Annotated in this window: 23 protein-coding genes; 12 read left to right on the forward strand and 11 right to left on the reverse strand. The window is 49.2% G+C overall.

Annotated features, from left to right (window positions below):
- Positions 1-3: 3 nt before the first annotated feature.
- From RJP21_RS02470 to RJP21_RS02480, 3 genes are read left to right on the forward strand one after another with little or no spacing between them, the layout of a single operon-like run.
- Positions 4-906, forward strand: coding sequence for an ABC transporter ATP-binding protein (locus tag RJP21_RS02470; protein WP_310857946.1), 903 nt, complete (start codon positions 4-6; stop codon positions 904-906).
- Positions 899-2,191 (forward strand): ABC transporter permease, encoded by a 1,293-nt coding sequence (locus tag RJP21_RS02475; protein WP_310857947.1) that lies wholly within the window; start codon positions 899-901, stop codon positions 2,189-2,191. The genes RJP21_RS02470 and RJP21_RS02475 overlap by 8 nt, the downstream gene beginning before the upstream one ends.
- A 59-nt stretch (positions 2,192-2,250) precedes the next feature.
- The gene (locus RJP21_RS02480; protein WP_310857948.1) at positions 2,251-3,465 is read left to right on the forward strand and encodes a TraB/GumN family protein; all 1,215 of its coding nucleotides are present in this window, start codon (positions 2,251-2,253) and stop codon (positions 3,463-3,465) included.
- Between the two features lie 673 nt (positions 3,466-4,138).
- Here RJP21_RS02480 and RJP21_RS02485 read toward each other — a convergent pair.
- The 4 genes from RJP21_RS02485 to RJP21_RS02500 form a co-directional block, all read right to left on the reverse strand.
- A complete protein-coding gene (locus RJP21_RS02485) occupies positions 4,139-5,032 on the reverse strand; it encodes a CPBP family intramembrane glutamic endopeptidase (protein ID WP_310857949.1) in 894 nt (297 codons plus the stop codon).
- A gap of 83 nt (positions 5,033-5,115) precedes the next feature.
- Positions 5,116-5,760: a response regulator transcription factor gene (locus RJP21_RS02490; RefSeq protein WP_310857950.1), complete on the reverse strand. Its 645-nt coding sequence runs from the start codon at positions 5,758-5,760 to the stop codon at positions 5,116-5,118.
- Positions 5,747-6,922 carry a sensor histidine kinase gene (locus tag RJP21_RS02495; protein WP_310857951.1) on the reverse strand — a complete coding sequence of 392 codons (1,176 nt, stop codon included), beginning with the start codon at positions 6,920-6,922 and terminating at the stop codon, positions 5,747-5,749. The genes RJP21_RS02490 and RJP21_RS02495 overlap by 14 nt, the downstream gene beginning before the upstream one ends.
- 76 nt (positions 6,923-6,998) lie before the next feature.
- Positions 6,999-7,898: a LysR family transcriptional regulator gene (locus RJP21_RS02500; protein ID WP_310857952.1), complete on the reverse strand. Its 900-nt coding sequence runs from the start codon at positions 7,896-7,898 to the stop codon at positions 6,999-7,001.
- Positions 7,899-8,031: 133 nt separating this feature from the next.
- Between RJP21_RS02500 and RJP21_RS02505 the strand changes: the two genes are divergently transcribed.
- From RJP21_RS02505 to RJP21_RS02515, 3 genes are all read left to right on the forward strand, one after another.
- On the forward strand, positions 8,032-9,501 hold the full coding sequence (locus RJP21_RS02505; protein ID WP_310857953.1) for a UbiD family decarboxylase: 1,470 nt from the start codon (positions 8,032-8,034) through the stop codon (positions 9,499-9,501).
- A 44-nt stretch (positions 9,502-9,545) separates the two neighbouring features.
- Positions 9,546-10,145: a UbiX family flavin prenyltransferase gene (locus RJP21_RS02510; RefSeq protein WP_310857954.1), complete on the forward strand. Its 600-nt coding sequence runs from the start codon at positions 9,546-9,548 to the stop codon at positions 10,143-10,145.
- Positions 10,146-10,275: 130 nt separating this feature from the next.
- Positions 10,276-10,527 (forward strand): DUF2164 domain-containing protein, encoded by a 252-nt coding sequence (locus tag RJP21_RS02515; RefSeq protein ID WP_310858122.1) that lies wholly within the window; start codon positions 10,276-10,278, stop codon positions 10,525-10,527.
- Between the two features lie 25 nt (positions 10,528-10,552).
- On the opposite strand, the gene RJP21_RS02520 is transcribed toward RJP21_RS02515, so the two are convergent.
- Positions 10,553-11,650 carry a hypothetical protein gene (locus RJP21_RS02520; protein WP_310857955.1) on the reverse strand — a complete coding sequence of 366 codons (1,098 nt, stop codon included), beginning with the start codon at positions 11,648-11,650 and terminating at the stop codon, positions 10,553-10,555.
- Positions 11,651-11,868: 218 nt separating this feature from the next.
- On the opposite strand from RJP21_RS02520, the gene RJP21_RS02525 reads away from it, so the two are divergent.
- Together RJP21_RS02525 and RJP21_RS02530 are read left to right on the forward strand one after the other, a co-directional pair.
- Positions 11,869-12,198 carry a four-helix bundle copper-binding protein gene (locus tag RJP21_RS02525; protein ID WP_160038872.1) on the forward strand — a complete coding sequence of 110 codons (330 nt, stop codon included), beginning with the start codon at positions 11,869-11,871 and terminating at the stop codon, positions 12,196-12,198.
- Between the two features lie 153 nt (positions 12,199-12,351).
- On the forward strand, positions 12,352-13,425 hold the full coding sequence (locus tag RJP21_RS02530) for an SDR family oxidoreductase (protein WP_310857956.1): 1,074 nt from the start codon (positions 12,352-12,354) through the stop codon (positions 13,423-13,425).
- Between the two features lie 72 nt (positions 13,426-13,497).
- On the opposite strand, the gene RJP21_RS02535 is transcribed toward RJP21_RS02530, so the two are convergent.
- The 4 genes from RJP21_RS02535 to RJP21_RS02550 all read right to left on the reverse strand — a co-directional run bounded on the left by RJP21_RS02535 (position 13,498) and on the right by RJP21_RS02550 (position 16,488).
- Positions 13,498-13,872: a winged helix-turn-helix transcriptional regulator gene (locus tag RJP21_RS02535; RefSeq protein WP_310857957.1), complete on the reverse strand. Its 375-nt coding sequence runs from the start codon at positions 13,870-13,872 to the stop codon at positions 13,498-13,500.
- Between the two features lie 162 nt (positions 13,873-14,034).
- Complete coding sequence (locus RJP21_RS02540) at positions 14,035-15,357, reverse strand: bifunctional DedA family/phosphatase PAP2 family protein (protein ID WP_310857958.1); 1,323 nt, start codon at positions 15,355-15,357, stop codon at positions 14,035-14,037.
- A 162-nt stretch (positions 15,358-15,519) separates the two neighbouring features.
- Complete coding sequence (locus RJP21_RS02545; protein ID WP_310857959.1) at positions 15,520-15,981, reverse strand: phage tail protein; 462 nt, start codon at positions 15,979-15,981, stop codon at positions 15,520-15,522.
- A 27-nt stretch (positions 15,982-16,008) separates the two neighbouring features.
- Positions 16,009-16,488, reverse strand: a complete 480-nt coding sequence (locus tag RJP21_RS02550) for a GyrI-like domain-containing protein (RefSeq protein WP_310857960.1) — start codon at positions 16,486-16,488, stop codon at positions 16,009-16,011.
- A 312-nt stretch (positions 16,489-16,800) separates the two neighbouring features.
- Between RJP21_RS02550 and RJP21_RS02555 the strand changes: the two genes are divergently transcribed.
- Both RJP21_RS02555 and RJP21_RS02560 read left to right on the forward strand, forming a co-directional pair.
- Positions 16,801-17,148 (forward strand): redoxin domain-containing protein, encoded by a 348-nt coding sequence (locus tag RJP21_RS02555; protein ID WP_310857961.1) that lies wholly within the window; start codon positions 16,801-16,803, stop codon positions 17,146-17,148.
- A gap of 219 nt (positions 17,149-17,367) precedes the next feature.
- Positions 17,368-18,597, forward strand: coding sequence for a cytochrome P450 family protein (locus RJP21_RS02560; protein WP_310857962.1), 1,230 nt, complete (start codon positions 17,368-17,370; stop codon positions 18,595-18,597).
- Positions 18,598-18,686: 89 nt separating this feature from the next.
- On the opposite strand, the gene RJP21_RS02565 is transcribed toward RJP21_RS02560, so the two are convergent.
- Complete coding sequence (locus tag RJP21_RS02565; RefSeq protein WP_310857963.1) at positions 18,687-20,048, reverse strand: DJ-1/PfpI family protein; 1,362 nt, start codon at positions 20,046-20,048, stop codon at positions 18,687-18,689.
- A 551-nt stretch (positions 20,049-20,599) separates the two neighbouring features.
- Between RJP21_RS02565 and RJP21_RS02570 the strand changes: the two genes are divergently transcribed.
- A complete protein-coding gene (locus RJP21_RS02570; RefSeq protein WP_310857964.1) occupies positions 20,600-21,157 on the forward strand; it encodes a GNAT family N-acetyltransferase in 558 nt (185 codons plus the stop codon).
- Between the two features lie 565 nt (positions 21,158-21,722).
- Here the strand turns inward: RJP21_RS02570 and RJP21_RS02575 are convergent.
- Complete coding sequence (locus RJP21_RS02575) at positions 21,723-22,601, reverse strand: LysR family transcriptional regulator (RefSeq protein WP_310858123.1); 879 nt, start codon at positions 22,599-22,601, stop codon at positions 21,723-21,725.
- A 139-nt stretch (positions 22,602-22,740) separates the two neighbouring features.
- On the opposite strand from RJP21_RS02575, the gene zwf reads away from it, so the two are divergent.
- On the forward strand, positions 22,741-24,273 hold the full coding sequence (gene zwf / locus RJP21_RS02580; RefSeq protein WP_310857965.1) for a glucose-6-phosphate dehydrogenase: 1,533 nt from the start codon (positions 22,741-22,743) through the stop codon (positions 24,271-24,273).
- The last annotated feature ends 58 nt before the right edge of the window (positions 24,274-24,331 follow it).

Raw genomic sequence — 24,331 nt, forward strand, 5'->3', positions numbered from 1 at the left:
CGTATGGTATCGTTGCAATTGGATCACGTGTTCAAGCAATACGGGGATAAAACGGCGGTGAACAACATTTCGCTGCAAGTGGAGCAGGGGGAAATTTACGGGCTTTTGGGCGCAAACGGCGCGGGAAAAACGACGACGATGCGGATGGTGCTGGGACTCATTTATCCGGACGGCGGCGAGATCCGCTACCACGGCAAACCGTACAGCGGCGAACTGACGCGTGTCATGGGTTATTTGCCCGAAGAACGCGGGTTGTACCCGAAGATCAAAGTCAGCGAGCAGATCGTATATTTGGCGCGACTGCGCGGAATGTCCAAACAAGACGCGGACAAAAGCCTGCGCTATTGGCTCGACCGTTTTGAAGTGCCGGAATATTACGACAAACGGATTGAAGAGCTGTCCAAAGGCAATCAGCAAAAGATGGGTTTTATCGCCGCCGTCGTACACAAGCCGCAAATTTTGATTTTGGACGAAGCCTTCAGCGGCCTGGACCCGGTCAATGTGGAACTGCTTAAGGCCACCGTCAAAGAATTGCGGGACAGCGGAACGAGCATTTTGTTCTCCACCCACCGCATGGAACATGTCGAGGAGCTGTGCCGCCGCATTACGATTCTTCATCGCTCTAATACGGTAGTACAAGGGGATATCAAAGAAATCAAAAGCCGCTACCCGCGGGAGGAAGTCGTGCTGCACACCCAGGGAGAAGTGGAACAGCTGGACTCTATTCCGGGCGTCAAGTCGGTGGAGCGCGTCGACCGGGGGTACGAGATCAAGATCGGCACGCCGGATACGGCCCAGCTGATTTTGCGGCATGCGATGGCGCAAACGGCCATTGAGCGTTTCGAAATCAAGGAACCGACGCTGAACCAAATCTTCATTCAAGAGGTGGGTGAATCCAATGCGTAACAATCTGGGAACGATTATCGGGTTTACGTTCAAACATAAAGTCAAAACGAAGTCTTTTCTGATTACGACGCTGGTGCTGGCCATTCTGATTACGATCGGGATGAACGTGCCTTATTTCATCAAGCAATTCAGCGGCGGGGATGACGGTCCTGCGCAAATCGGCTTGTTATCCGGCAGCGGGCAGGCGGTAGCATCCGAATTGGAAAAGTATGCGGCCGGTTCGGGCAGCAAGGATTATGCCTTCGTACCGTATGAAGGGAATGACGAAAGTCGGCTTAAGCAGGACGTCAAGAACGGCAAGCTTGAGGGTTACGTGAAGTTTGAAGAAGACCCGGCGGACCGGTCTTTTCCGAAAGCGGTGTACGCCGGCAAAGGCGGGATGGACCAGGGACTGAGCATGTACCTGCAAGGGGCGCTGCAAAACATCAAGACGGCGTTGATCGCCAAGGATTCCTTGACCGCGGAGCAAATCGCCGCCCTTAATAAACCGGTCACGCTGGATTCGCTTGATCTTTCCGAAGAAACCAAAGTGAGTGCCCCTGGTGACACGGAAAAAGAAAAAAATCAGAAAATCATGAATTACGTGACGGTCTACTTCCTGATGATTTTGTTCTTCAGCTCCAATATGATGACGGGCAACATGATCGCCGCAGAGGTGACGGCCGAAAAAAGCTCGCGCATTATGGAAATTCTCATCACGAGCGTCAAGCCGCTGAACCAAATGTTCGGCAAAATCATCGGGATCTTCCTGGTAGGTCTCGTCCAGATCGCCGTCTTCGGCGTGGTTGTGGCGGCCAACCTGATGCTGCCGAACAATGTCGGCATGCTTGAGGAATTCCATCTGAGCCTGGCCGATCTCAATAGTATGGTACTGCTGTACGGATTGGTATTTTACATTATCGGCTACTTCCTGTTTGCGGTGCTGTATGCGGCCGTCGGTTCCATCGTCAGCCGCACCGAAGAGCTGGGGCAGGCGGTTATGCCGATTACGATGCTTGGGCTTGCCGCGTTTTACATCGGCATTTTCAGCATCAGCACGCCGGGAAGCATGCTGATCAAAGTCACGAGCTTCATCCCGTTCACGGCCCCTACCGCCATGCTGGTACGGATCGGCATGGGGGCGGTGCCGACCTGGCAAATTCTGATTTCCTTGGCGCTATTGATCGTGTCGATCCTTGTTTTCGGCTGGTTGTCGGCCAAAATCTATCGCACCGGCGTCCTGATGTACGGCAAACGCCCTTCGTTCAAAGAGCTTCGCAAAGCGATGAAGGCGTACAAGATTTGACGGTTATCCAAATACTCATCACTCATCCATTCATCATCTCATTCTAAGGAGAATTGTACATGAAACATTGGAAACGAATGCTCTTATCGATCACGATCTCGGCCGGGCTCATGGCCACGGCTGCGCCTGTCATGGCTGCTCCGCAGCAGCCGGCGGTTAAGGTGAATGACCACGCCGTTCAATATGCCGGCGGCGCGCCGGTCATCGATCACGGAACAACGTACGTTCCGCTGAAAACAACCCTTCAGGCCATGAACGCGAAGCTGACGGGCGCGGCGGACGACACGATTCACGTCGTCGTAGACGGCAAAACGATTACGCTGAAAGGCAAGCTCAAACGGATCAATGGCGTGACGTACGCCCCTATACGGATCGTTGGCGATGCAGCAGGCTACGAGGTTCGTTGGGATGCCAAAACGCGGACGGTTCTGCTGGTTCCCAAAGCGGTTGAAACCGCCAAGGCCGGTGGCCGCGGCTTCATGTGGGAAGTCGAGCACAACGGGAATACGGTGTATCTGGTAGGCTCGATGCATATAGCGGATGACAGCTTCTACCCGCTGCGTCCGGAGTTTGAAGAAGCGTTTGCCGAGGCCGACTATCTCGGCGTCGAGATCGATTTGAGCAAAGCGGCCGACGAGGCGCAGCAGCAAAAGGTCATGGATATGGGCATGTATCAGGACGGGACGACGCTGAAGGATCATATTTCCGGCGAGACGTACGCCAAGCTTGGCAAAATTCTGCAGCAAAGCGGCATGAAGCCGGACGCCTTGGACGCCTTCAAACCTTGGGTCGTCGAAACGACGATCAGCAGCCTGAAATCGATAAAAGCAGGGTATGAAGCGGAAGCGGGGATCGACCTCTATTTCATCCAAAAAGCGATCGAGCGCAAAATTCCGGTGGTCGAGCTGGAATCCTACGAATCGCAGCTGAGCATGTTCAATGGCTTCTCCAAGGAATTGCAGGAGAAAAACCTTAACACGGCCCTGGACAATTTTGACGTACTGGACGACGGCGTAGACAAAATGGCCGAAATGTGGAAAACGGGCAATGACGAGCAGCTTCTCGAGCTGACCAACAGCATGGCCGCGGAACCGGAATACAACAAAGCAATGCTGATCGACCGAAACATCGGCATGGCCGATAAAATCGACGGATATCTGAAAAACGGCAAAAAGGAAGAGTATTTTATCGTGGTTGGGGCAGCGCATTATCTGGGCGAGAATGGCATCATTAAGCTGCTTGAGAAAAAAGGATACACCGTTGTTCGGAAATAAGAGCCTGAACTACAACAGGCTACACGCTGTGCAAACAGCTCAAGATGGAGGATATATCCTGATTCTTTGGTGAAAAGAAGGCAAGAGCAGTAACACGCTTTTGCCTTTTTTCGTCTTGTGGTTCACCTAAAGCTACACGCTGACGCCTTGTCGTTCAAAGAGCTGAGTGCACGAATCTACGGTCGTATCATCAACGTTCCTAGTAGCTATTTCGGTTGTAGTGGCTATGCAAAATTATGCATGGGGAATGCAATCTTCCAAATCTTTCATGATATAATAGACAAAGGACTTAAAGCGGTGGAGCGGCCACGGCGAAGCACACTCCGAAAGGAGGTGTTGCCATGGCCGCACTTGTGGCGCTACTGGATATCCTCAAATGGATCGCGACCTTACTAAGCCTTGCGTTTAGTATTCGGAAGCTCTATCGATGGATTAAACGGAAGCTAAACAAGCGAAAACCCACCGCGTAAGGTTGCCGCCTAACGGTGGGTTTCGCTTAGATTAATTCTTTGCGCGCCGTGGGTTCCACAGCCTTTTGTCCTGCGAGTCTTTGCCGTTCCTGCGGCAAAGGCTCTTTTTAGTGTATGCCGAAAAATTGTTTCTTTATACTTAAATTCTATCACTTGTCCGCTGCTGGATCAACTGCATACGCTAAAAACATCCGGTCTGCCGTTCACTTTGATACAGGAAGATTCGTAGCTTCAACCCTTCGACTCCTTGCAGTCGCAAATAACATAGGGATCGAGATCAGAAGACTGACTACAACCGGAACAATAGAGCCCTCAAGTCCAAAGTCGCCACCTGTGAGAAGTGCGTCACCGTTCACCTTTACGGTAAATAGACCGGCAGCAACGTGTCCGGAAACAGGAATGCCAAGCAAGCTTTCCATGGCATTCCAAGCAAAATGCAGCCCCATGGTGAACCACAAGTTCCGCCGCCACAAGAAAGCGGCTCCGAGCAGAACGCCTGCTTCCAGAACGATGGCGAACGCGCTCCATAACGTTGCCCCAGGATTTCCAAGATGGGCAACTCCAAAGAATAGAGAGGTCACAGCAAGTGCGAGCGGTTTTCCCCCCAATTGATCCATAGCTTGAAACATAAGTCCACGAAAGATAAGCTCCTCGACCATGGCTGCTCCTAAAGCTGTTTCAATGGAGGAGATTAGAACAGAACTCGTATACCCGGAACCTGCCCACTGAAAGGAGTACCCTCCCAGAGCCATAATAATAAAGGCGGATCCTGTGATAAAAATCGCCCCGGTTAGTACGCCCAGAACAATTTCCATCCCTGCGCGCTTTGTGGCTATCTCTGGAGTGGACCGCCGGGCCACGTATGTCAGCGTGAGCTTATATACCAATATGGCCAGAAATCCCATCACCAGTGTAAATATAAGGGGGACTATCTCCACTAATCGCTCTGTCAGTTGCCGGAATAACGTATCTATGAGAATGATACCGATAGCTCCCACAATCATCCAGACGATGGGAAAGCGCCAAAATGAACTCCAAGCACTTAACTTCCTGCCATTCTGCAGAACCTCTTTATTTCCGGACATTTTTTTCTTCATGTCTTATATCGCCTCTTCTGTTGTTTGATGATATGAGTATAGGCTCAAAAAGTCATAAAGAGGCAGTGCGCTTTGGTCATTATTTAACGATCCATCATTCCTGAATCCCGGGCTTTACGGGCGGCCTCCCGCCGTCCTTTCACATTAAGCTTCGAATAAATCGATGAGATATAATTTTTAACTGTCCCTTCACTAAGAAACAATGCCTCGGCAATTTCTTGATTACGCAGGCCGGCAGCCAGCTTATGCAGCACTTCGATTTCACGGGCAGTGAGCCCGAATTCATTATTTTTCGCAGAGGTGGTACTGTTCATGTTCTTGATCATTTTACTCGCCATTTCCTGCGAAATTAAAGTTCCTCCCGCCTGAACGACCCGTATGCCTGCAGCCAGATCTCTCGGATGAATGGCTTTGAGCAGATAACCTTCTGCTCCATGACTTAACGCCGCTAACACATATTCTACTTCCTTATAGGAGGTCAGCATGACGATTTTGGTTGCAGGCATTCGCTCTTTGATCAGGGCCGTTGCGGCGACGCCGTCCATGACCGGCATGTTGACATCCATCAACACCATATCCGGCTTAAACTGCTCGCAGCCTTTTATGGCTTCTTCCCCATTCTTGGCTAAACCGACAATTTCCAAATCCTCTTCCATGGACAGCACGATATGCAAGCTCTCGAGAATTAACTCTTGATCATCGGCAAGCAGCACTTTAATCTTCTCCATGCGGCATCACTCCTTTCAGCGGGATTTCGCATCTGACTTCGGTTATCGCTGGAGTTCCCTCCCCGGATGATAGGTGCAAGCTGCCTCCCAACCGCTCAATCCGATGTTTCATCGTGGTCAAGCCGAAGCCGTAATTCAGCTTGTCGATTGGCTTGCCGTTATTTCGAACGGACAATTGCAGATGGCTCTCAGAAAATCCAAGCTCCAGATGCAGTTGGGTTGCCTTTCCATGTTTTAGAGCATTCGTGAAGGATTCCTGGATGACCCGAAGGATCGTTTGCCGTACTTCAAAACGTATGGACCGCTCTGTCCCCGGCAGACTCAAAGTAAGGGCCGTACCCGTGTGCTCCCGGAAACGGGCCGCAAGGGATTCAACCTGCCGGATCAGGCTGGATTCCTCTTCTTCCCCCATCTCGTGTACGACGTTTCTCATATCATCCAGATTTTTCTCAGCCAATGCCCTTAAGCGAATTAACCGGTCTTTGGCCTCGGCAGGCTTGCTATCCATAAGGGCAATAGAAGCATCAAGGCTCAGGATGAGCGAGATGAAGGAATGCCCCAGTGTATCATGAAGCTCCTTCGACATGCGGTTGCGTTCTTCAAGCAAAGTCATTTTCTCGATCTCGGCCGAGTAGTGAGTTAAGAGCTTATTTTGATGTTCCACTTCGGCTACCAGTTTATTCTTCTGATCATACGCATTGGCTACGGAACTTGCCCACATGCCGATGAAGCAGAACAGCAGATTGTCTGTTCCGATACTTAGGGCATGCTCCCAAGACAGTCCTAGGGAAGACTGAAATGAAAAAGGAATGAAAACAAGTAAGGGAATGATCCAAAGGGATTGCTTCGTCAATAAGTACCCGATGGCAAGACTCGGCAGCAAATAGTCCGCTTTTGAAGTCAGATCCGGATGAATGACAGAATTCACATAATAAGAACCGCCAAGCAATAACTCCAATATGCAAAACCAGACTTTGTTCGTCCGGCGCCCGGGAAACCAGAACAGCAAAGGGGCCACAAGGGCTATGCCCAACCAGATCACGTTTAGTAACGTTCGGTTCGAAAACTCACTTCCTGCCAGAATCCGGGACAACAGCAAAATATAATGGTATAAACGGAGAGCGAATATGCCCCAATCCATGAAAGATAATATTTTTTTCATAGCATCATCATACAGGAAATCTAAAAAAACTTGGAGGCAGGAATGAAAAAGCAAGACCCTATGGGTGAAATATCCTTTACTTTAAATGTTTGATCAGAATGTCTTTGAAATTTTGTGCTGCTTTGGATAAATATCGATGCTCTATCCATATGAGGGCCGTTTCAGAGTTTATGTTCGGTATGATTTCAGCAAAAGATAAGTTGTTATGCATTTTGATCTGCAAAGCGATTTTAGGAACGATGGCAATGCCTAGTCCTGAATCCGCTAAAGTCATCAAGGTTGTCACATCAGGGCTTTCACAAATGATTTTTGGATTAAACCCAAAGCTGTTACATGTCTCAACAAACCTGTGAAAAACATTATAATCGCCTTGGCCGTGCAAAACTAAAAGAGGCTGGTTTTCTAATTCTTTTATCGATATCGTGTTTCCCTTGAAAAAAGTGCCGTTAGAAGGTTGAAGAGCGACAAGAGGTTCGGATTGGATAGGGTGGATTGAAAGGTTCCTCATTTCGGTCATTTCTTTAGATTGCAATGGCAATCTTACAATGCCCAATTCAATGTCTTTATTTTGCAGAAGCTCTTCAATTCTTCGTGAATCTTCCTCCCAAAGCTGAAACGAGATCAGAGGATATTTCTCCTTAAAGATCTTCAAAAGCGGTGGAAGGTAGGGTACACAGGACATTACGGTCCCTATTGAAAGTTTCCCCCTTTTTCCATCCTGTTGTTCCTTTACTTCTGTAACCATTCCATCAATTGAATTTAAAACCTCTTTCGCTCTCTTATAAAATGTCTGTCCGGCGGGGGTTAATTCGAATTTTTTATTATTGCGTTGAATGAGTATGACTCCGAGCTCATCTTCTAATCCTTTTAATTGCATGCTTAAAGGGGGTTGCCCCATGTGTAAGCGATTCGCTGCACGCGTAATTTGCCCTTCTTCTACAATGGTTACAAAGTAAATGAGTTTCTTTAAGTCCAAGATCTCAGCGTCCTTTATCTATCATATATTTTTCATATGTATACCTACTATTATATATATTTTACAGATATTTATGCATGAAATTAATATAAATATATAAGACAAAAGGTGATTTTTAAGGAGGGCATTGGATATGAAACCATTAAAAAGTTTTCGTGAATATGTAGAAATTTTAAAAGAACATAACGAGATCGTTTCTATTCATCAAGAGGTGGATTGGAACTTAGAAATGAGTGCCATCATTCGACGTGCTTATGAATTGCCTGCTCCGGCACCGCTGTTTAAAAGCATTAAAGACAGTACGCCAGGATTTGAAGTGTTAGGGGCTCCTGTAGGAATGAGTCCAAATAAGGAACACCCATTTATACGGGTAGCTCTTTCCCTTGGGTTACCCATAAACACTCCCGCCCCTGAGCTTGTCGAAGCCTGGTCTCATCTTCCCGACGTTAATCCCATTCCTCCTCGCTTAGTTACAACAGGTGAGTGCAAGGAGAACAAATTGTTTAATGATGAAATCGACCTTACCAAACTCCCTGTGCCATTTATTCATGTTGGAGATGGAGGGCGATATATCAATACTTACGGTATCCTTATTGTGCGTACACCTGATGGATCATGGGTCAACTGGTCTATTTCACGTGTAATGCTTGAGGGTCCCCGTTCAATGGCCGGCGTTGTTATAGCTTCTCAACATATAGGCAAGATATACAGGGAGTGGAAAGCGATAGGTAAAAAGATGCCGTTCGCCTTATGTCTAGGTGTAGATCCCGGCATCGCTATGATTGCGGGATATCCTCTTCCGAATCATGTTAACGAGGGTGAAATGATCGGGGGATGGTATGGAGAGCCCATTGATGTTGTCAAATGCGAGACGAGTGATTTAGAAGTGCCGGCTACGAGTGAGATTGTTATTGAAGGAACCGCCTCCCTGGAAGAGATGATCCCGGAAGGTCCAATGGGTGAATATGCCGGGTATACATGGGTTGGTCATAAGAAACCAGTACCACGCTTTCATGTGACGGCGATGACTCATAGAAATAATCCCATCATGCCGGTAACTGCAGCCGGTATTCCGCCGGAAGAAAATCACACCAATTGGGGCGTTGCTATTGCTGCAAGCATTCAAAATACGCTGCGAAAACAAAGATTTCCTATTAAAGAATGCTTTATTCCATTAGAGTCCGCAGTACATTGGCTTGTTGTCACCGTAGATCGCAGCCATCCAAGAGAGGATAATGAAAGGCTGGCCTTTGGAATCGGAGAAGCAGTGTTTGCAACTAGAGCCGGTTCTTACGTGCCGAAAGTCATTGTTACGGATGATGACATTAATCCAAGTGACATCAATCAAGTCGTATGGGCTTTGGCTACCCGTCATCATCCGGATCGAAGAATAGCTATGACAGACCAAAACGTCTTGCCTCTTGTGGCCTATTTAGATGAAAAAGAAAAGAGCGATGGAGTTACTACAAAGGCCGTTTATAATTGTTTATTGCCTTTAAACCATTGGCCTAAAGATAAACGACCTATAGAAGCATCATTTAAAAGTTATCCCGGGAATTTGCGAAATCATGTCATAAAGAATTGGGAAAAATACGGATTTTGATGATGATAGAAAGCTTTTGTTCATAAGAAGGGGGGCTGAACAAGGTGAAGTTAATTGTAGCAATCACCGGAGCAACGGGAGCCATGTTTGGTGTTCGTCTTTTACAGTTTCTTAAAGATACAAACATTGAAACGCATTTGGTTTTATCATCATGGGCGGCTGCAACGATACAAGATGAAACACCTTATACAGCAAAGGAAGTTTCGCAGCTGGCCAACTACTCATATTCAAATCAAGATTTGGGTGCCAGGATTTCCAGCGGGTCCTTTCGAGTTGACGGGATGATTATCGCACCTTGCACAATGAAAACATTAGCTTCGATTCGTGTAGGCCTTGGTGATCATTTAATTTCCCGCGCAGCAGATGTGGTATTAAAAGAACGCAAAAAGTTAGTATTGGTGGCGCGGGAAACGCCGCTGAACGATATTCATCTTGAGAATATGTTGGCTTTATCTCGCATGGGAGCCGTTATACTTCCTCCAATGCCTGCGTTTTATAACCATCCCCAATCTCTAGATGATCTGGTCAATCACATCGTATTTCGAACGCTGGATCAGTTCAGCATACATCTGCCGGAAGCGGAAGAAAAACGCTGGAATGGGATTTTAAAAAGCAAGGAAGCACACGAAAAGCGACTTTCATAGGTGAATCGGCCCAACGAGACGTCAGCGGGATCAAACTCTTGATCCCGCTGTTTTTTTGTATTATGGTTAGGAAAATTTATGTTGGACATGCCTGCTTTAAACATGGCTGAATGGGAGGCTGCTGATATTGGTGATCAAAATCTCTAGAGAACAAAAAACGGACATTGCCCAAAAGGTACAGGCCTATTTCGAAGAGGAACGCTCCGAAAGCATCGGGCAGCTTGCGGCCGAGCAGTTGATCGATTTTATGATCGGCGAGCTGGGGCCGCATATTTACAATCAGGCGCTCACGGATGCAAGGGCGATGATTGCCGAGAAAATGGCTCAGATCGACGACGAACTGTATGTGCTGGAGAAGCCCGTCCTTCACCGGAGAAAGTAGGGAGGGGCCGTTAACGAAAGCAAAGCTATTCGATAGGAATCCTTTTTAACTCGGGAGCGGCCGAACCATCCGTTTTGACAAGGAAATAGGCCGTTTTTGCTTCAGGTTCATAACCGATAAACTTTGCACCCTTCCCGAGGCCCGTCTGCTGCTTGGCTATGGCGACAGGACCGTCGGTGGGATATAAACTCCACAGCCCGGTACCCAGATCTTGAACAAAAACGGTATCGCCCGCGAGTTGCGTATCCCAGCCGCCGGACGCCTGGCCGGGGACCTGCTGAAAAAGCGACTGGTGATGGGCTAATGCCTTACCCGAGCTGATGTTGTATAAGGAATGGAAAGTCTGCTTTTGTGTTGGATCGGGCTGAGCGGCATTGGCGGGAGTTATGTTTTCATAATTGTAGGAGTTCCATACGTTTAGCCGCCCTTGCTGATCTATGCGGAGCTGCCTGTTGATTTCCAGCCCGGGAACCTCCGTGGAGGTTTTGCTATAGAGATTCACGATGCTTATGAAGTAATCGTCCGCCATAGTCCGCTGCCCCATATATTTTACTGCAAGGTAAGGATAAGCCGAAACATCCCAGTCCACTACATTCACATACTCATAGGTGCTGTTGTTAGGCTGTGCGTTATATTTGACAACCAAACTGCCGGACGAAGTGTATAGAGAGAATTGATTGCTTTCCTGAACCACGAAGCGCTCGTTGACGCCTTTAGCCGGAGCCACCCATTTCACCTTTCCCCGTTCCGGAGCCTTTATTTTATATTCCGATTTGCTCAGCCGGACGCCGTTTTCGTTAAAAACATGCTTTTCGATGCGGCCGGGGGCCCCTTCCGTTAAAATGACCAATTTGGTTGGTTTTTCCAACACATGGACATCCAGCACTTTTTGTTTTAGATCCAGCGGTCTCGATAAGGTTTCCTGATTAACGTCCAGCAGCTGAACCTCGTTCTCGTTTTTTATAAGGCTTTTGCCTGCGCTAATTTTCAACACAGAGACATTAGGCTGCATGAGCTCTGGTGTGAACTTGCTTGGCGCAGCGGCGGAAAGCTTGGGCGAAGCGACAATGCATGCCGAAAGAACGAGCATTGCGGCCAGTTTGACCATGTTTGTTTTTATCATTGAATGACCTCCGGTAGAGAATTTACTTTATATAACGAAATTAAAAGTATAAAGTTATCTTTCCAATCCTTCAAAATCATACATAAAATTTGCCCGGTTACTTCACGGCATGAATTTTTACGTTTCGTTTTTGCTCATCCGACTTTTGGGTAAAAACCAACTGAGAGGGCCTGAATGACCAGGCTGAAAAAATTCGGGAACGAGGAAGGTGCTTAGGAATGTCACACGAGCAAATGCAACAATGTATCGATGCCTGTTTGCAGTGCATGGTCGCCTGCAGCATCTGTTACGATGCTTGCCTGCAGGAAAGCGATATCGGCATGATGAGAGACTGCATCCGCTTGGACCGCGAGTGCGCGGATATGTGTGAGCTTGCAGCCAAATCCATATCCCAGGGGAGTCCTTTTGTAAGGGAAATATGCGCTTTATGCGCCGATATTTGTGACGCGTGCGGCAAAGAGTGCGCAAAACATACGCACGAGCATTGCCGACGCTGCGCGGAAGCTTGCGTAATGTGCGCGCAGACATGCCGGAGAATGGCGGCTTAACGTGCAGGAAGGAAAGGTGGAATCGGCTTGGCGGCGCAGCGCTCATGGTTACAAAATAGTGCTTATATGACATGAAAGTGCGTACTTCGCAAGGCGGGGTTTTCGTTGCACAATGGAGCATATCAAGCACAGCCAAAAAGGAGCTGAGTTGCCATGAATCACCCATCTGTCCACCAAGAACGAAAAGTCGCGCTGGTCGTCGGCGCCAACGGCGTCATCGGCCGCAACCTGATCGATTATCTGAAGACGCTGCCGGATTGGGATATTATCGGCGTATCCCGCAGGGGAGGGGAGAATACCGATCGGGTCCGCTACGTGGCCGCCGACCTGCTGGATCCGGAGGATACGCGAAAAAAGCTGGGAGGTTTGTCCGAGGTTACCCATCTGTTTTACGCGGCCTTCCAAGACCGTCCGACCTGGGCGGAGCTTGTCGCGCCGAACCTGGCTATGCTGACGAACAGCGTGGAGGCCGTCGAAGCAGCCGCTCCGGGCTTGCGGCATGTCAGTTTGATGCAGGGATACAAAGTGTACGGAGCGCATTTGGGTCCGTTCAAAACCCCGGCCCGGGAGACGGATGCCGGCCATATGCCGCCCGAGTTTAACGTGGATCAGCAAAACTACCTGGAAAAGCGGCAGCAAGGGAAGTCGTGGACTTGGTCGGCGCTGCGCCCCTCCGTCGTTGCGGGTTTTGCGCTCGGCAATCCGATGAACCTTGCGATGGTGATCGCAGTATATGCTTCCATCTCGAAAGAGCTGGGTATTCTGCTCCGCTTTCCGGGCAAGCCGGGGGCTTATCACACCTTAATGGAAATGACGGATGCGGGGCTGCTCGCGAAAGCGACGGTGTGGGCCGCGACGGATCCGCGCTGCGCCAATCAGGCTTTTAATATCAATAATGGGGACTTATTCCGCTGGAACGAAATGTGGCCGAAAATCGCCGGTTACTTCGGTCTCGAGACGGCTCCCCCGCTGCAAATGTCGTTGGAAGTCGTCATGGCTGACAAAGAACCGCTGTGGAATGAAATGGTGAAGAAATACGGACTTGAGCCGCATTCTTATCAGGAAGTGTCCTCCTGGCGGTTTGGCGACTTCGTTTTTTCCTGGGACTATGACTTTTTCGCCGACGGCTCCAAAGCCCGCCGTTTCGGTTTTCATGAATTCGTGGATACGGAAGAGATGTTTATGGGCATTTTTGACGAATTGCGCCGCCTTAAGGTTATTCCATAATCGATAGTACGTGAATCAAGACAAGAGGCCGTTCCCAAGCGGATTTCATCCGGGAACAGCCTCTTGTGATGTTTACTGCGCGGCTTCCAGCTCGGGGTTCTGCAGCACGGTGGCTTTGCCGTCGTATTTTTGTTCGATATGGGTGTCGCCCCATCGGCACATCATGTACAGGATCTCTTTGAGCGTCCAACCGTATTCGGTCAGCTCGTATTCGACTTTGGGCGGCACCTCGTTATAGACGATCCGGGATATCACGCCTTCGTCCTCCAGTTCCCGAAGATGCTGCGTCAGCATTTTTTGGGTGATGGAGGGAATCAATTTCATGAGCTCGTTGTTGCGCTTTTTTCCGAATGTCAGATGAAAAAGGATCACGGGCTTCCACTTGCCGCCGATCACCTCAAGCGTTGCTTCCACCGCCGTATTGAATACTTTTACCGGTTCTTCCATGCATAACGCCTCCCACCGATCGGAGCATGATAAATCCAATATAGCATGAAAATAACCTTTTATGGCGGGATCAGGGAACAAAGGGCGAAAGTTTTTTTGATGTGCCAAAGATCAAACCAAGTGCAGTCCCTTTTTGGATCATTAGCGCCTCTTCGTAAGTTGTTACCGTTCGGCTCGACCGCTGCCCGTTTTCCCGCCGCCTTTTTTATTCTTTTGAAGCATCCTCAAAATTTCGAGCAGCAAGACGTTCAAACTGATCCACACCCCTCCAAAAACGTACCCTGCAACCACGTCGCTCGGAAACTGCGTACCAAAATAGACGCGGCTCGTTCCGATCAGCGCGCAAACCAGTATGACGATTAGAATCACGGGAATGGCCACCGCGCTTTTGCCCGCATGACGGAGCAGCAAAAAGGCGGAAAAGCCGTAGATCGTCACCGCTGTGATCGTATCCTCACTGGGGAAGGTGTTGATCCATTGATGGCCGGAAACGACCGGGCCGGGACGATGGAACAACGCGCGCAGCCCCTCATCAAGCAGCTCGCCTCCGATGAGAACCCAAAGGAAAAACGACAGCTCCAGCAGCTTTTTCCGGGATTTGAACAATACCCATAACGCTGTCACCAAGATCACGGAAGCATAAAGAACGTCGGAGCCCAGCGCTGCGAAAAATTCCATCGGCTGCCGCCACTCCGGGCCGAATAGCGTGAGGATGATGTAGGAAGCAATCTCGTCGAATTGGCTGAATTCCTGCGCCAAAAAGTCCTGAATGAGCCCGAGCATCAACGAAACGCATGTCACAAACACCGCAAAAGCGACCAAAACCAGAAAGCGGACTTTGCCCAGCGAGTTGAAATGGCGTATTCCCTTTTGAATTAGAGACAGGATCGATTCCAGCAAACGTTGTTTATTTTTTCTGTATATATAGATCAAGGCGCCCAATACAGCGGACAAAATCCCGAATATAACCATATAACGGTTTACGGTTTTGTGATACATCTCCCACTTGGGGCCCAGCACTCTTCCGAGCGAAATGAACAGGCTGACCCAAAACACCGCGCCGGGTAGCGCGTATACCGCGTATTTTCTGAACGGCATCCGGGTGATCCCGCAAAAATAACCGGTGATATGCCTGACGCCCGGGATAAAATATACGACAAACAGCAGTTTGTTTCCGTACTTCTCGAACCAGCTGGTCATATTGGCGAGCCGTTCTTCTCCCAAATGGATGCGCTCGCCGTATTTGGTTACGAGCGTATTGCCGAAACGGTAGCCGATCCAATAAGATAACGTAACGCCGGCCGATACGCCCAAGCTCGCCGCAACGATGCTTAACAGCCAGTTCAATTTTCCTTCAAAGACAAGCAAACCGGTGTAGCTCATCATCATTTCGCCGGGAATGGGCAGAGCGAGCATCTCTAAAAATAAGGCCGTAAAAATCAGCGCGTAACCGTAATGCTCAAGCCAAGAAGTCATGCTTACCATGGAATGCCCTCCTTTCCAGTAGTTTGCTCGGAGGATTGTCATTCCATCCGGGCAGGAAGGCGAAAAGGGCGGAGTATACTGAGCTAAGAAAGATGTCCTTGGGCAATTGGGCGAAAAAAATAACAGCACCCTCGATTTGGATGGAGAGGTGCTGTTCATTATTTAATATTCACCCTTAATGACAAAAAACGAACCCCGGATGGTTCCAGCCAGTTTGGATTTCTGCCGGGCAAATTTAAAATTCCCTAATTCTTTTGGTACCTCCATTCCCTCCGAAAGCTTAAAACCAACCGCCCGCTTCTTCGGGTCATCCACCGTATACATGACATTGAGGCCAAGGCCATCCTCATAGAAGACGTAAGTAATTTGGATGTTCTCCACTTGAAAGCGCGACGTTTCCAAAGGTTTGGCCGCAAACTCAATCCCACGTTCTTCTTTCAAAATCCGGTTCACATAATCAAGAGTCTCTTGGCTTTCGCTGGCGGGAACAACCGTAAATTCATGCTTGTATTTGTTCATAAAATAACGGGCTTCATTCGCACGCAAACCGGCAAGCGCTTCCGCTACGGGTGAAGACTCCAAACCAACCGTAGATACATTTTTAAAATCAACGACATAGGACATTTCGATTCCTCCTTTTAGGGTTCAATCTTATTTTCTAACCACAGGAATCCACATTTCACCAAAAATGCGGTCATTTTGCTGACCCATCTCAACCGAGGCGTTTGGTCCGCCGACATAGGCAAAATCCTTTGCTTCCGCCAATACTTGACCAAAGGCAATGCCGGCTAGCGTATTACTCAACTCTTCAGATGTCTTCGCTTCCCCTTTAACTACGAGGTATTCTCCCTTAGGGAATTGAATGATTCTCGATGCTTCGGGTAGCGATGCCTCTGTCATGACGCCGGCATAATACATCATCTTGTTATTCACCGCTTCGTTCACGGCAAAAATGTAGTCATTTGCGGCGATGGCTTTTAAAGTGTCCAGTCTTCCGTCTTGTTCGATGGCAGACCAAAATTCCGCCTTTTCCTTGTTTATGCCGGCAAAGTCTGTGTAATGGCTTTTAAGCTCCGTACCAATGCCCAAAACGGTAAAGCTGTCTTTTTCTTCAATCGTATAGTTTGCCATATTCAAAACCTACCTTTTCTTAAAAATAGTGATTTGTTCTTTCGCTTGGTTTTATCATAGCTTTAAATCATGTCAAAAAATGATACTGTTTAGCCATTTCCCAAATTATACGAGAAGTGAACCCGTAAATAAAAGGGAACGAAACTCATAGAAATAGGATCTTGTTCCTTTGCATATAATTCTAGTAAAACAGCTTTAACACATTCGCTAAGTTGTAAACGGGCAGGCTCACGCGATTTTTTTTCGATCCTATATCACAAAACGGAGCCTTAAGTTGTTTTATGGGCAAAACGCAAAAGGAGTGTTGTAAGAATGGCGATTAAAGAATTATTCGATCAAGCGAAGGAAGGTTTTATCGTCAAAGCGCCTGAAGAGGTGCAAGCGCAGGTTTTTCGGCACATAAAGGAGCAGCAGGAGTCCGGCATTGTTTTCGGTTTAAAGGAGGGGGACGAAGCGCCGAATTTTACGCTGGCCAATCCGCTCGGTGAGCAAGTGAACTTATATGACGAGCTTGCCAAAGGACCGGTCATTCTGACCTTCTACCGCGGCAGCTGGTGTCCGTTCTGCAATATCCGGCTTAGGGCTTGGTATGAATCTCACCGAGTTCAACAAAACCGATCGCTGGATTTTGCCGATTACGGCGACGTTTATTATCGATAAAAAAGGGATCATCCGCCGCACGCACGCCGATCCGGATTTCATGACACGAATGGAGCCCCAGGACATCATCGACCAATTGAAGGAAATCTAAGAGAAGCATGAAAGACGCCGACAGAGCCGACGATATTTGTCCTGCGTGAGGCGCCGGGCTTCGATTAAAGCAAAGGGACCAAGACGAAGGGGCACTTTTAGAACCGAAGCATGAAGGGAGATTAAACGATGTCAAATTCGAATCATGCAGCACCTCAACTTGATTTGTTTTCTTCTGAATTTAAAGATAAAGCCTATTCTTTTTATGCAAGACTCAGGGAACAAGAGCCCGTTTATCGTTTTACACTTCCTAACGGTCAAGTGGCCTGGCTTTTAACACGATACGAAGATGCACAGGCTGCATTAAAAGACAATCGGTTTATTAAGAACCCGCATACCCTGTTGAGCCAAGAACAAATGAACAAGATGATGGTTCTTCCTATGCTGGAAAGGGATTTGCTCACTAACAGCATGCTGAACTCGGATCCCCCGGATCATGCCCGCTTGCGCAGCTTGGTTCAAAAAGCATTCACGCCAAAAATGATCGAGGAATTGCGCGGCCGAATTCAAGAAATCGCTGATACGTTACTAGACAAGGTTCAAGACAAAGGGAAAATGAACATCATTAATGAATTTGCTTTCCCTTTACCGATCATTGTGATTTGTGAGATGTTGGGGATTTCTACAGAAGACCGTGATCAGTTCCGGGAGTGGTCAGACGCGATCATTGAGGCTTCCAACCTTCCCGAGAAAATGCGGGAGGCTCTCCCGAAGATTCAGTCTTTTATTAAATATATGGGTCATCTGATTGAAGAACGGCGAAAAAATCCGGCTGAAGACCTTGTCAGCGCTTTGATTCAAGCTGAGACGGAGGGAGAAAAGCTAGCGGAAAATGAGTTGTATTCGATGATTTTTTTGCTTATTGTGGCCGGACATGAAACGACGGTTAATTTGATTGGAAATGGTGTATTCGCTTTGCTGCAGCATCCGGACCAATTGGAAAAGCTCAAAAGCAATCCTGAACTTATCTCATCTGCGATTGAAGAAATATTGCGCTTCTATGGACCTGTAGAGTTAGCGACGAGTCGATGGGCCAATGAGGATGTCCTGCTGCATGAGAAGTTGATCCGTAAGGGAGATATGATTGTAGCGGCTCTAGCTTCAGCTAACCGTGACGAGACACAGTTTGAAAAGCCGGATCTATTTGATGTGACAAGAAAAAATAACCGCCATCTTGCCTTCGGCTTGGGAATTCATTACTGTCTGGGCGCTCCGTTGGCGCGGCTTGAAAGTCAGATTGCCCTTCTCACTTTGCTGCGCAGAATGCCTAATTTGCACCTGAATCCGGAAACTGCACCGTTGAAATGGCGTCCGACTTATTTGATGCGTGGTTTAATTGAATTACCGGTTGTGTTTTAAAGTTTGGAACGGCCTTGTGGACCTAACCTCTCTAACGCAAAAGAAAGCATCCAGACCTGACGTCTGATATGCTTCTTCTGCATCCCGGTTTATGCTGAAACTTTCTTTCTTCTTACGAAACGTCTGTCCGCTATATAAAGAACGAACAGAGACAACATGCCGACACCGATCGGAATGCCGAACGCTTCGTACGAAAAAGGAGCTCCTTCAAGTTTAAAGTAACTTGTGGCACGGTACTCGAGCCGCTTGGCGGCGAATTTAGCCGTCCGGACATCTTCCTGCCTTGCCAGATCTTCAAACGCTGGTTCCATCGCGAACCGCTCGGACGAGTCGGTGTGCAGGTAAAGCTGTTCAGCCTTTCCACCGTTTTCGTTCCAGTTTCGTATATCGCCCGCAGCGACCGTCTTCACGTTCGGGCCTACAAAAATCATTCTGTCGAGTTTCGGAGCATCTGCAATTTGATATCGGGCGACGAGATTCAGACCATGCCGGGTCACGACCGGATCGAGTTTACTTGATACCGTTATTGTTGTCGTCGTTCCGGAAGCTCCATAAGTGTCAAAAGCAGAGGACAACATGAGTTCGTCGGCACCGTCATACAGCAGGATCCCGTCTTTTTTCTTGCTCCATTGAAACGCGTTGTTCAGAATATAGACGACATCGCTTAATCCGGCAGTAAAAGGCTCCATTTGCGGATGTTGAACAAAATGGTAGGAAGGGTAATTCATTTCCTTCGCCACTTTCTCAGCAGTCGGCTCACCCATTTGTTGGGAAATGACGTACAGGGTTGCATCGATTCCCGAAGTCAAGCCGGCAGACGAGACCAAATTGCCGTCAGCCACGTAACGCTGGTCTCTCTTCCAGGTAACCGCGGTATATTTCTTTTCCAGCCTGCCGATATCTCCCCAGTGCGTTGCTGCAGCCTTTCCATCCAACAGGCCGGTATCGGCCAAATTCTCGGCACCGTTGCAGATGGACAGTAATGTCGTTTCCTTGCCCGAGTGCTTCTTTATCCAATCGCGGACTGGCTTGTATTTCGCTTCATCCAAAATCGGCATGAAAGGGATGACGATAATATCCGGACCTTTGCTCGTCAATTGATCTAATTCATCAAAGGTATAATGGGGCACGACATCAAGACCGCCTGTCAACGATTTGACGTTTTTGTCGGGCGCAGCCGCAAACACATTGTATGAGCCTGTCATGGAGAACATTTCGTAAGGTACGAGGAAATCGAACACCTCGGTCACTTCATTCGCCAACATAACGGCTACTGTCGGCTTTTTCGAATCATAGGCAGGAGCTTGGACGCTTTGTAAAGAAGCAGGTACCGGCTTATCGTAGACCGACATAGACTCCTGCATCGTGCGCATGTAACCGATCGCTCCGGTTCCTCCTACTACGAGAATCGCAACGCACGCATATACGACGAAACGCCATACTTTTTTCATTTCATCTCTCCTTTAATAAGTAAGTAAATATTTGTTATTAGCTATCTCAATTAAAGGATAATAGGAAAAGAAAATTGGAAAAACCATCCGAAGACGGTTATTTTCCCCGACTTAGGTCCAGGCAGAGTTTATTTCTGGTATCGCATTTCGCTACGTATCATCATAGCTGACCGGGCCTTTTCTGAATATGACTCGAAAGGGCTATTCGACAACGTCGGCGAAGCATGATGTTGTAAGAAAATAAAGTGTTAGGCCATAAATAATAAAGCTGTAAATTAAGTAGTGGTATTAAACTTCAAATAAAATCAGCTACAAGCTAACGGGAAACGTTAGTTGAACTTTGCGGCGATTTACGAAAAGCGATCCCCTTGTAGAGAAAGGGAGAGCTCGCCTTTTAAACAACGAATTATTTAGCGTACGTTTTCCGCTTTTTGTCGGCGGTATTCCAATATTAAAGAAATGATCTTAGGTGGTCTCAAGGAGGAATACATGAATGATAAATGTCGTTAGACATGGACAAACAGAATTAAATAGAGAAGGGAGATTACACCATGTCGGATGAGATCACAGCGCCCACCGTCGCCTGGCCACCTGCCCCGATCAAGACCGAGCGGCTCGTGCTCCGCCAGTCTGAGGCCCGGGACCGGGCGGCGCTGATCGACCTGTCCGCCTCACCAGAGGTGGGCACATACATCGGCGGCTCCCGACCGCGTGACGAGCTCGAGCGCGCGCTGCCCGAGGTGCCCGGGCAGCGCTTCGGCTTCTTCGTTGTCGAGCTCAACGGAACAGCGATCGGCATGATCACGTTCGATCGGCGCGACCCGGAGCGTAAGGGTCACATCCGTCCAGAGGGCGGGGAGCCCGAGCTCGGCTACATGTTCCTGCCGCAGGCGTGGGGACGCGGGTACGCCACCGAGGCGTGCGAAGCGGCGCTCGACTGGTTCGCCGACGCGCATCCCGGCGAGCCGGTGGTGCTCTCCACCCAGACCGCCAACGAGGCCTCGATGCGCGTCGCGGCGAAGCTGGGGTTCACCGAGGTGGAGCGGTTCGAGGACTACGGCGCCGAGCAGTGGCTCGGCGTGTGGTACCCGGGCACGCCGTCCGATTGAGCTCATGCCCGAAAGGCACGAGGCCACCGATCAGCCGTCGGCCCCGGCGAGCCGCTTGTGCCAGTGCTTCCCAACTTCGGTGACAACCGTCCCGACTTCGCTATAGTTTTAATCCGATTTGAGCACTATGGAAATCATTCTGTAAGGAAGTCTCCCATAAGAGCAAACTAGAAAAGCTCTTGTGGGAGGTTTTATTATGATTTTGAGCGATCTGAGATCAAGCCACGGAACCGTCCTTAATCATGCGCTTGGTAGTGCAGGGCTTGATTCACGGATGCCCCTGATGGCTTCATTAACAATAATGCTGCCTTGCCTAGGAAGTTTTTATCTTTATAGGCGATGCCTATCGTGACGACCGAGCCTAATTTTTAGATCAGACTGATTTTGTGCAGTTAAGCCCACGGGTACGATAACACAATATAGACAGTTGAAGGCAGCCGGCCCCATTTGGTCGGCTGCCTTTCTTAATTTACGGACGGCAGGGTTCCTCTATACAAAAGTGTCGCCCAATATACGATAAGTGACTAAGAAAAAAACGAGGGCAGGAGTGATGGGCTGACCGCTTTTACGGAACCATGCCGATGAATTTGGTTGCTGCCGAAGAGATCGGCAAGTTGCGCATGATCATGATCCCCACCTTGGAAGGAGGGATTTTGACATCCAGCTTGACCTCAAACAGCGAACCTTCCTTCAATTCCTTGGACACGAATTCGCGCGTTACATAGGAAATGCCGAGCCCCCTGCGCGCAAACTCGATGAGCAGGTCGACGCTGCCCACTTCGATATCCGGTTTCAGCTCATGCCCGTATTTTTCGAAAAGCTCGTTGATTGCCATTCTGACCCGGCTGTTGCGCGAAAACAAGATGATGGGATATTCCATCAGCTCTTCCATGGTCATCGTTTGCCCTTTCAGCTCGGCGTAACGCTCGCCGGCGACAAAGCAGTCCTGCAGCTCGGTGCTTTCGGTGACCTCCAGTTGAGAATCCACGATCGGCATCCGCACGACCCCGAGGTCGATCCGCCCTTCCTTCAGGTACGAGATGACCTCCGGCGTCGTGCCGTGCTTCAAGTGCAGCTTGATGCCCGGATAACGAACGTGGAAGTCCTCCAAATACGGGAGCAGGTAATGCTTGAACAGCGAATCGCTGCCGCCGATGCGAAGCTCGCCGCTTTCGAGGCTTTTCAGCGCCTCCATTTTTTCTTCGGCCAAGGTGATGAGAATTTGGGACTGCTCGATATATGAAAAAAGAATTTTTCCTTCCTGTGTAAGAGAGACGCCTTTGGCGTTCCGGTAAAAAAGGGTGAGGCCAACCCGTTCCTCGAGCTGCTTGATGGCATGGCTGACGCTGGGCTGGGTCAGGTACAAGGTTTTGGCCGCTTGCGTCAGGCTGCCCGTTTTGGCCGCCCAATAAAACACTTTGTACAGCTCGTAATTGTTGGTCATAGACATGATCTATATCTCCTCAGAAATATATTAATTATGTGTATGGTACTTATTTGTATTATAGTGAATCCAAGACATAGAAACCAGAGTTGGGGGCGGCGAATCTTGTCCCGAAACTCTGAAGGAGGGAGAAATCAAAATGAATCCTACCAGTTTTGTATTGTTTGGAGCCACCGGGGATTTGGCCAAGCGCAAAATCTATCCGGCCTTATATCATTTATATATCCATGGGAAACTGCCGAAGTCTTTCGCCGTGATCGGACTCGGGCGCAAAGAGCTGACCGACGAGACGTTCCGCGCGCATGTCAAGCAATCCTTGCATGAGTTTTACCGGCTGGACGTGAAGGAAGACGACACCCTGCGGTCCTTTTTGGATTTGTTCGGGTTTAACATTCTGCATATCGATCGCCTGGAGCATTTTGTCCAATTAAAAGAACGGATGGAAAGCTGGGAAAATGGAGCGGGAGGAGCGGCCAACCGGCTGTTTTATTTGTCGGTCGCCCCGAACTTCTTCGGCACGATCGCGACCCAAATCGAGCAAAGCGGGCTCGGCAGCGTAACCGGCTGGAAACGGCTCATCATCGAGAAGCCCTTCGGGCATGACCTCGTTTCGGCGCGGGAACTCAACAGCCAACTCAGCCAGGCGTTTACCGAAGACGAGATTTACCGGATCGACCATTACCTCGGCAAATCGATGGTTCAACGGCTTGAAGCGTTCAAGCAGGCGAATCCGGTCATTCAGGCGTTGTGGACCAGCCGTTATATCGCCAACGTCCAGATTACGGCCGACGAGACGGTCGGCGTCGAAGACCGCGCCGGGTATTACGACCAGGCGGGAGCGATTCGGGATATGTTCCAGAACCATATGATGCAGCTGCTCATGATGCTCTCGATCCATGTGCCGAACACCAACGCGACGGCCGAGGATATCAGGCTGAAGAAAAAGAACGTGCTGGAAGCGCTCGAGCCTTTGGCGCGGCAGGACGTGCATACGCGGATCGTCCGGGGACAATATGCCGCAGGAGCCATCCAAGGAAAGCCGGTTCAAGGGTATACGTCGGAACCCGGCATTTCGCCCGATTCGAAAAACGATACGTTTATCGCCGCCAAGCTGAACATCGACAACTATTACTGGCGGGGCGTTCCGTTTTATATCCGGACGGGCAAACGCCTGAAGTCCAAAAATACGCGCATCGTGGTCGAATTCAAAGAACCGCTTCGCTCTTCGGCCGCTGCCGAGGATACGAGCGTGCCGAATCTGCTCGTTTTCGAAATCGGTCCGAACGAAGGCATCACGCTGCAGCTTAATACGAAGGACCCGAACCATAAAGGCGAATTCAAGCCGGTTCATATCGACATGTTCCCGGACCGCATCGAAGGCCAGGAAGCTTACGAAACGCTCATTGATGACGCGCTGAACGGCGATTCGACGTTTTTCGTCCATTGGGATGAGGTCGACTTGTCCTGGCAGTGGGTGCAGCCGATCCTCGAAGCGTTTGAAGCGGGCGAAGTGCCGCTTTATCCGTATGCGGCCGGTTCCCACGGTCCGGAAGCCGCCAATGCGCTGCTGGCTCAGGACGGATTCCATTGGTGGTTCGACGAGCCGTCCGAACATGAGGCGGCAAATGCGGAAGAAGGGCGGAAGCCTGTCGAACATGTCACGGCTAGCTGAGCCGGGCTAACAAGGCGTTTTGAGCAGTAAATGACGAAAACAAAACTCATGGGAGGTT

This window comes from Paenibacillus sp. VCA1, from assembly GCF_031583795.1.
Taxonomy (GTDB): Bacteria; Bacillota; Bacilli; order Paenibacillales; family Paenibacillaceae; genus Paenibacillus_AQ; species Paenibacillus_AQ albilobatus.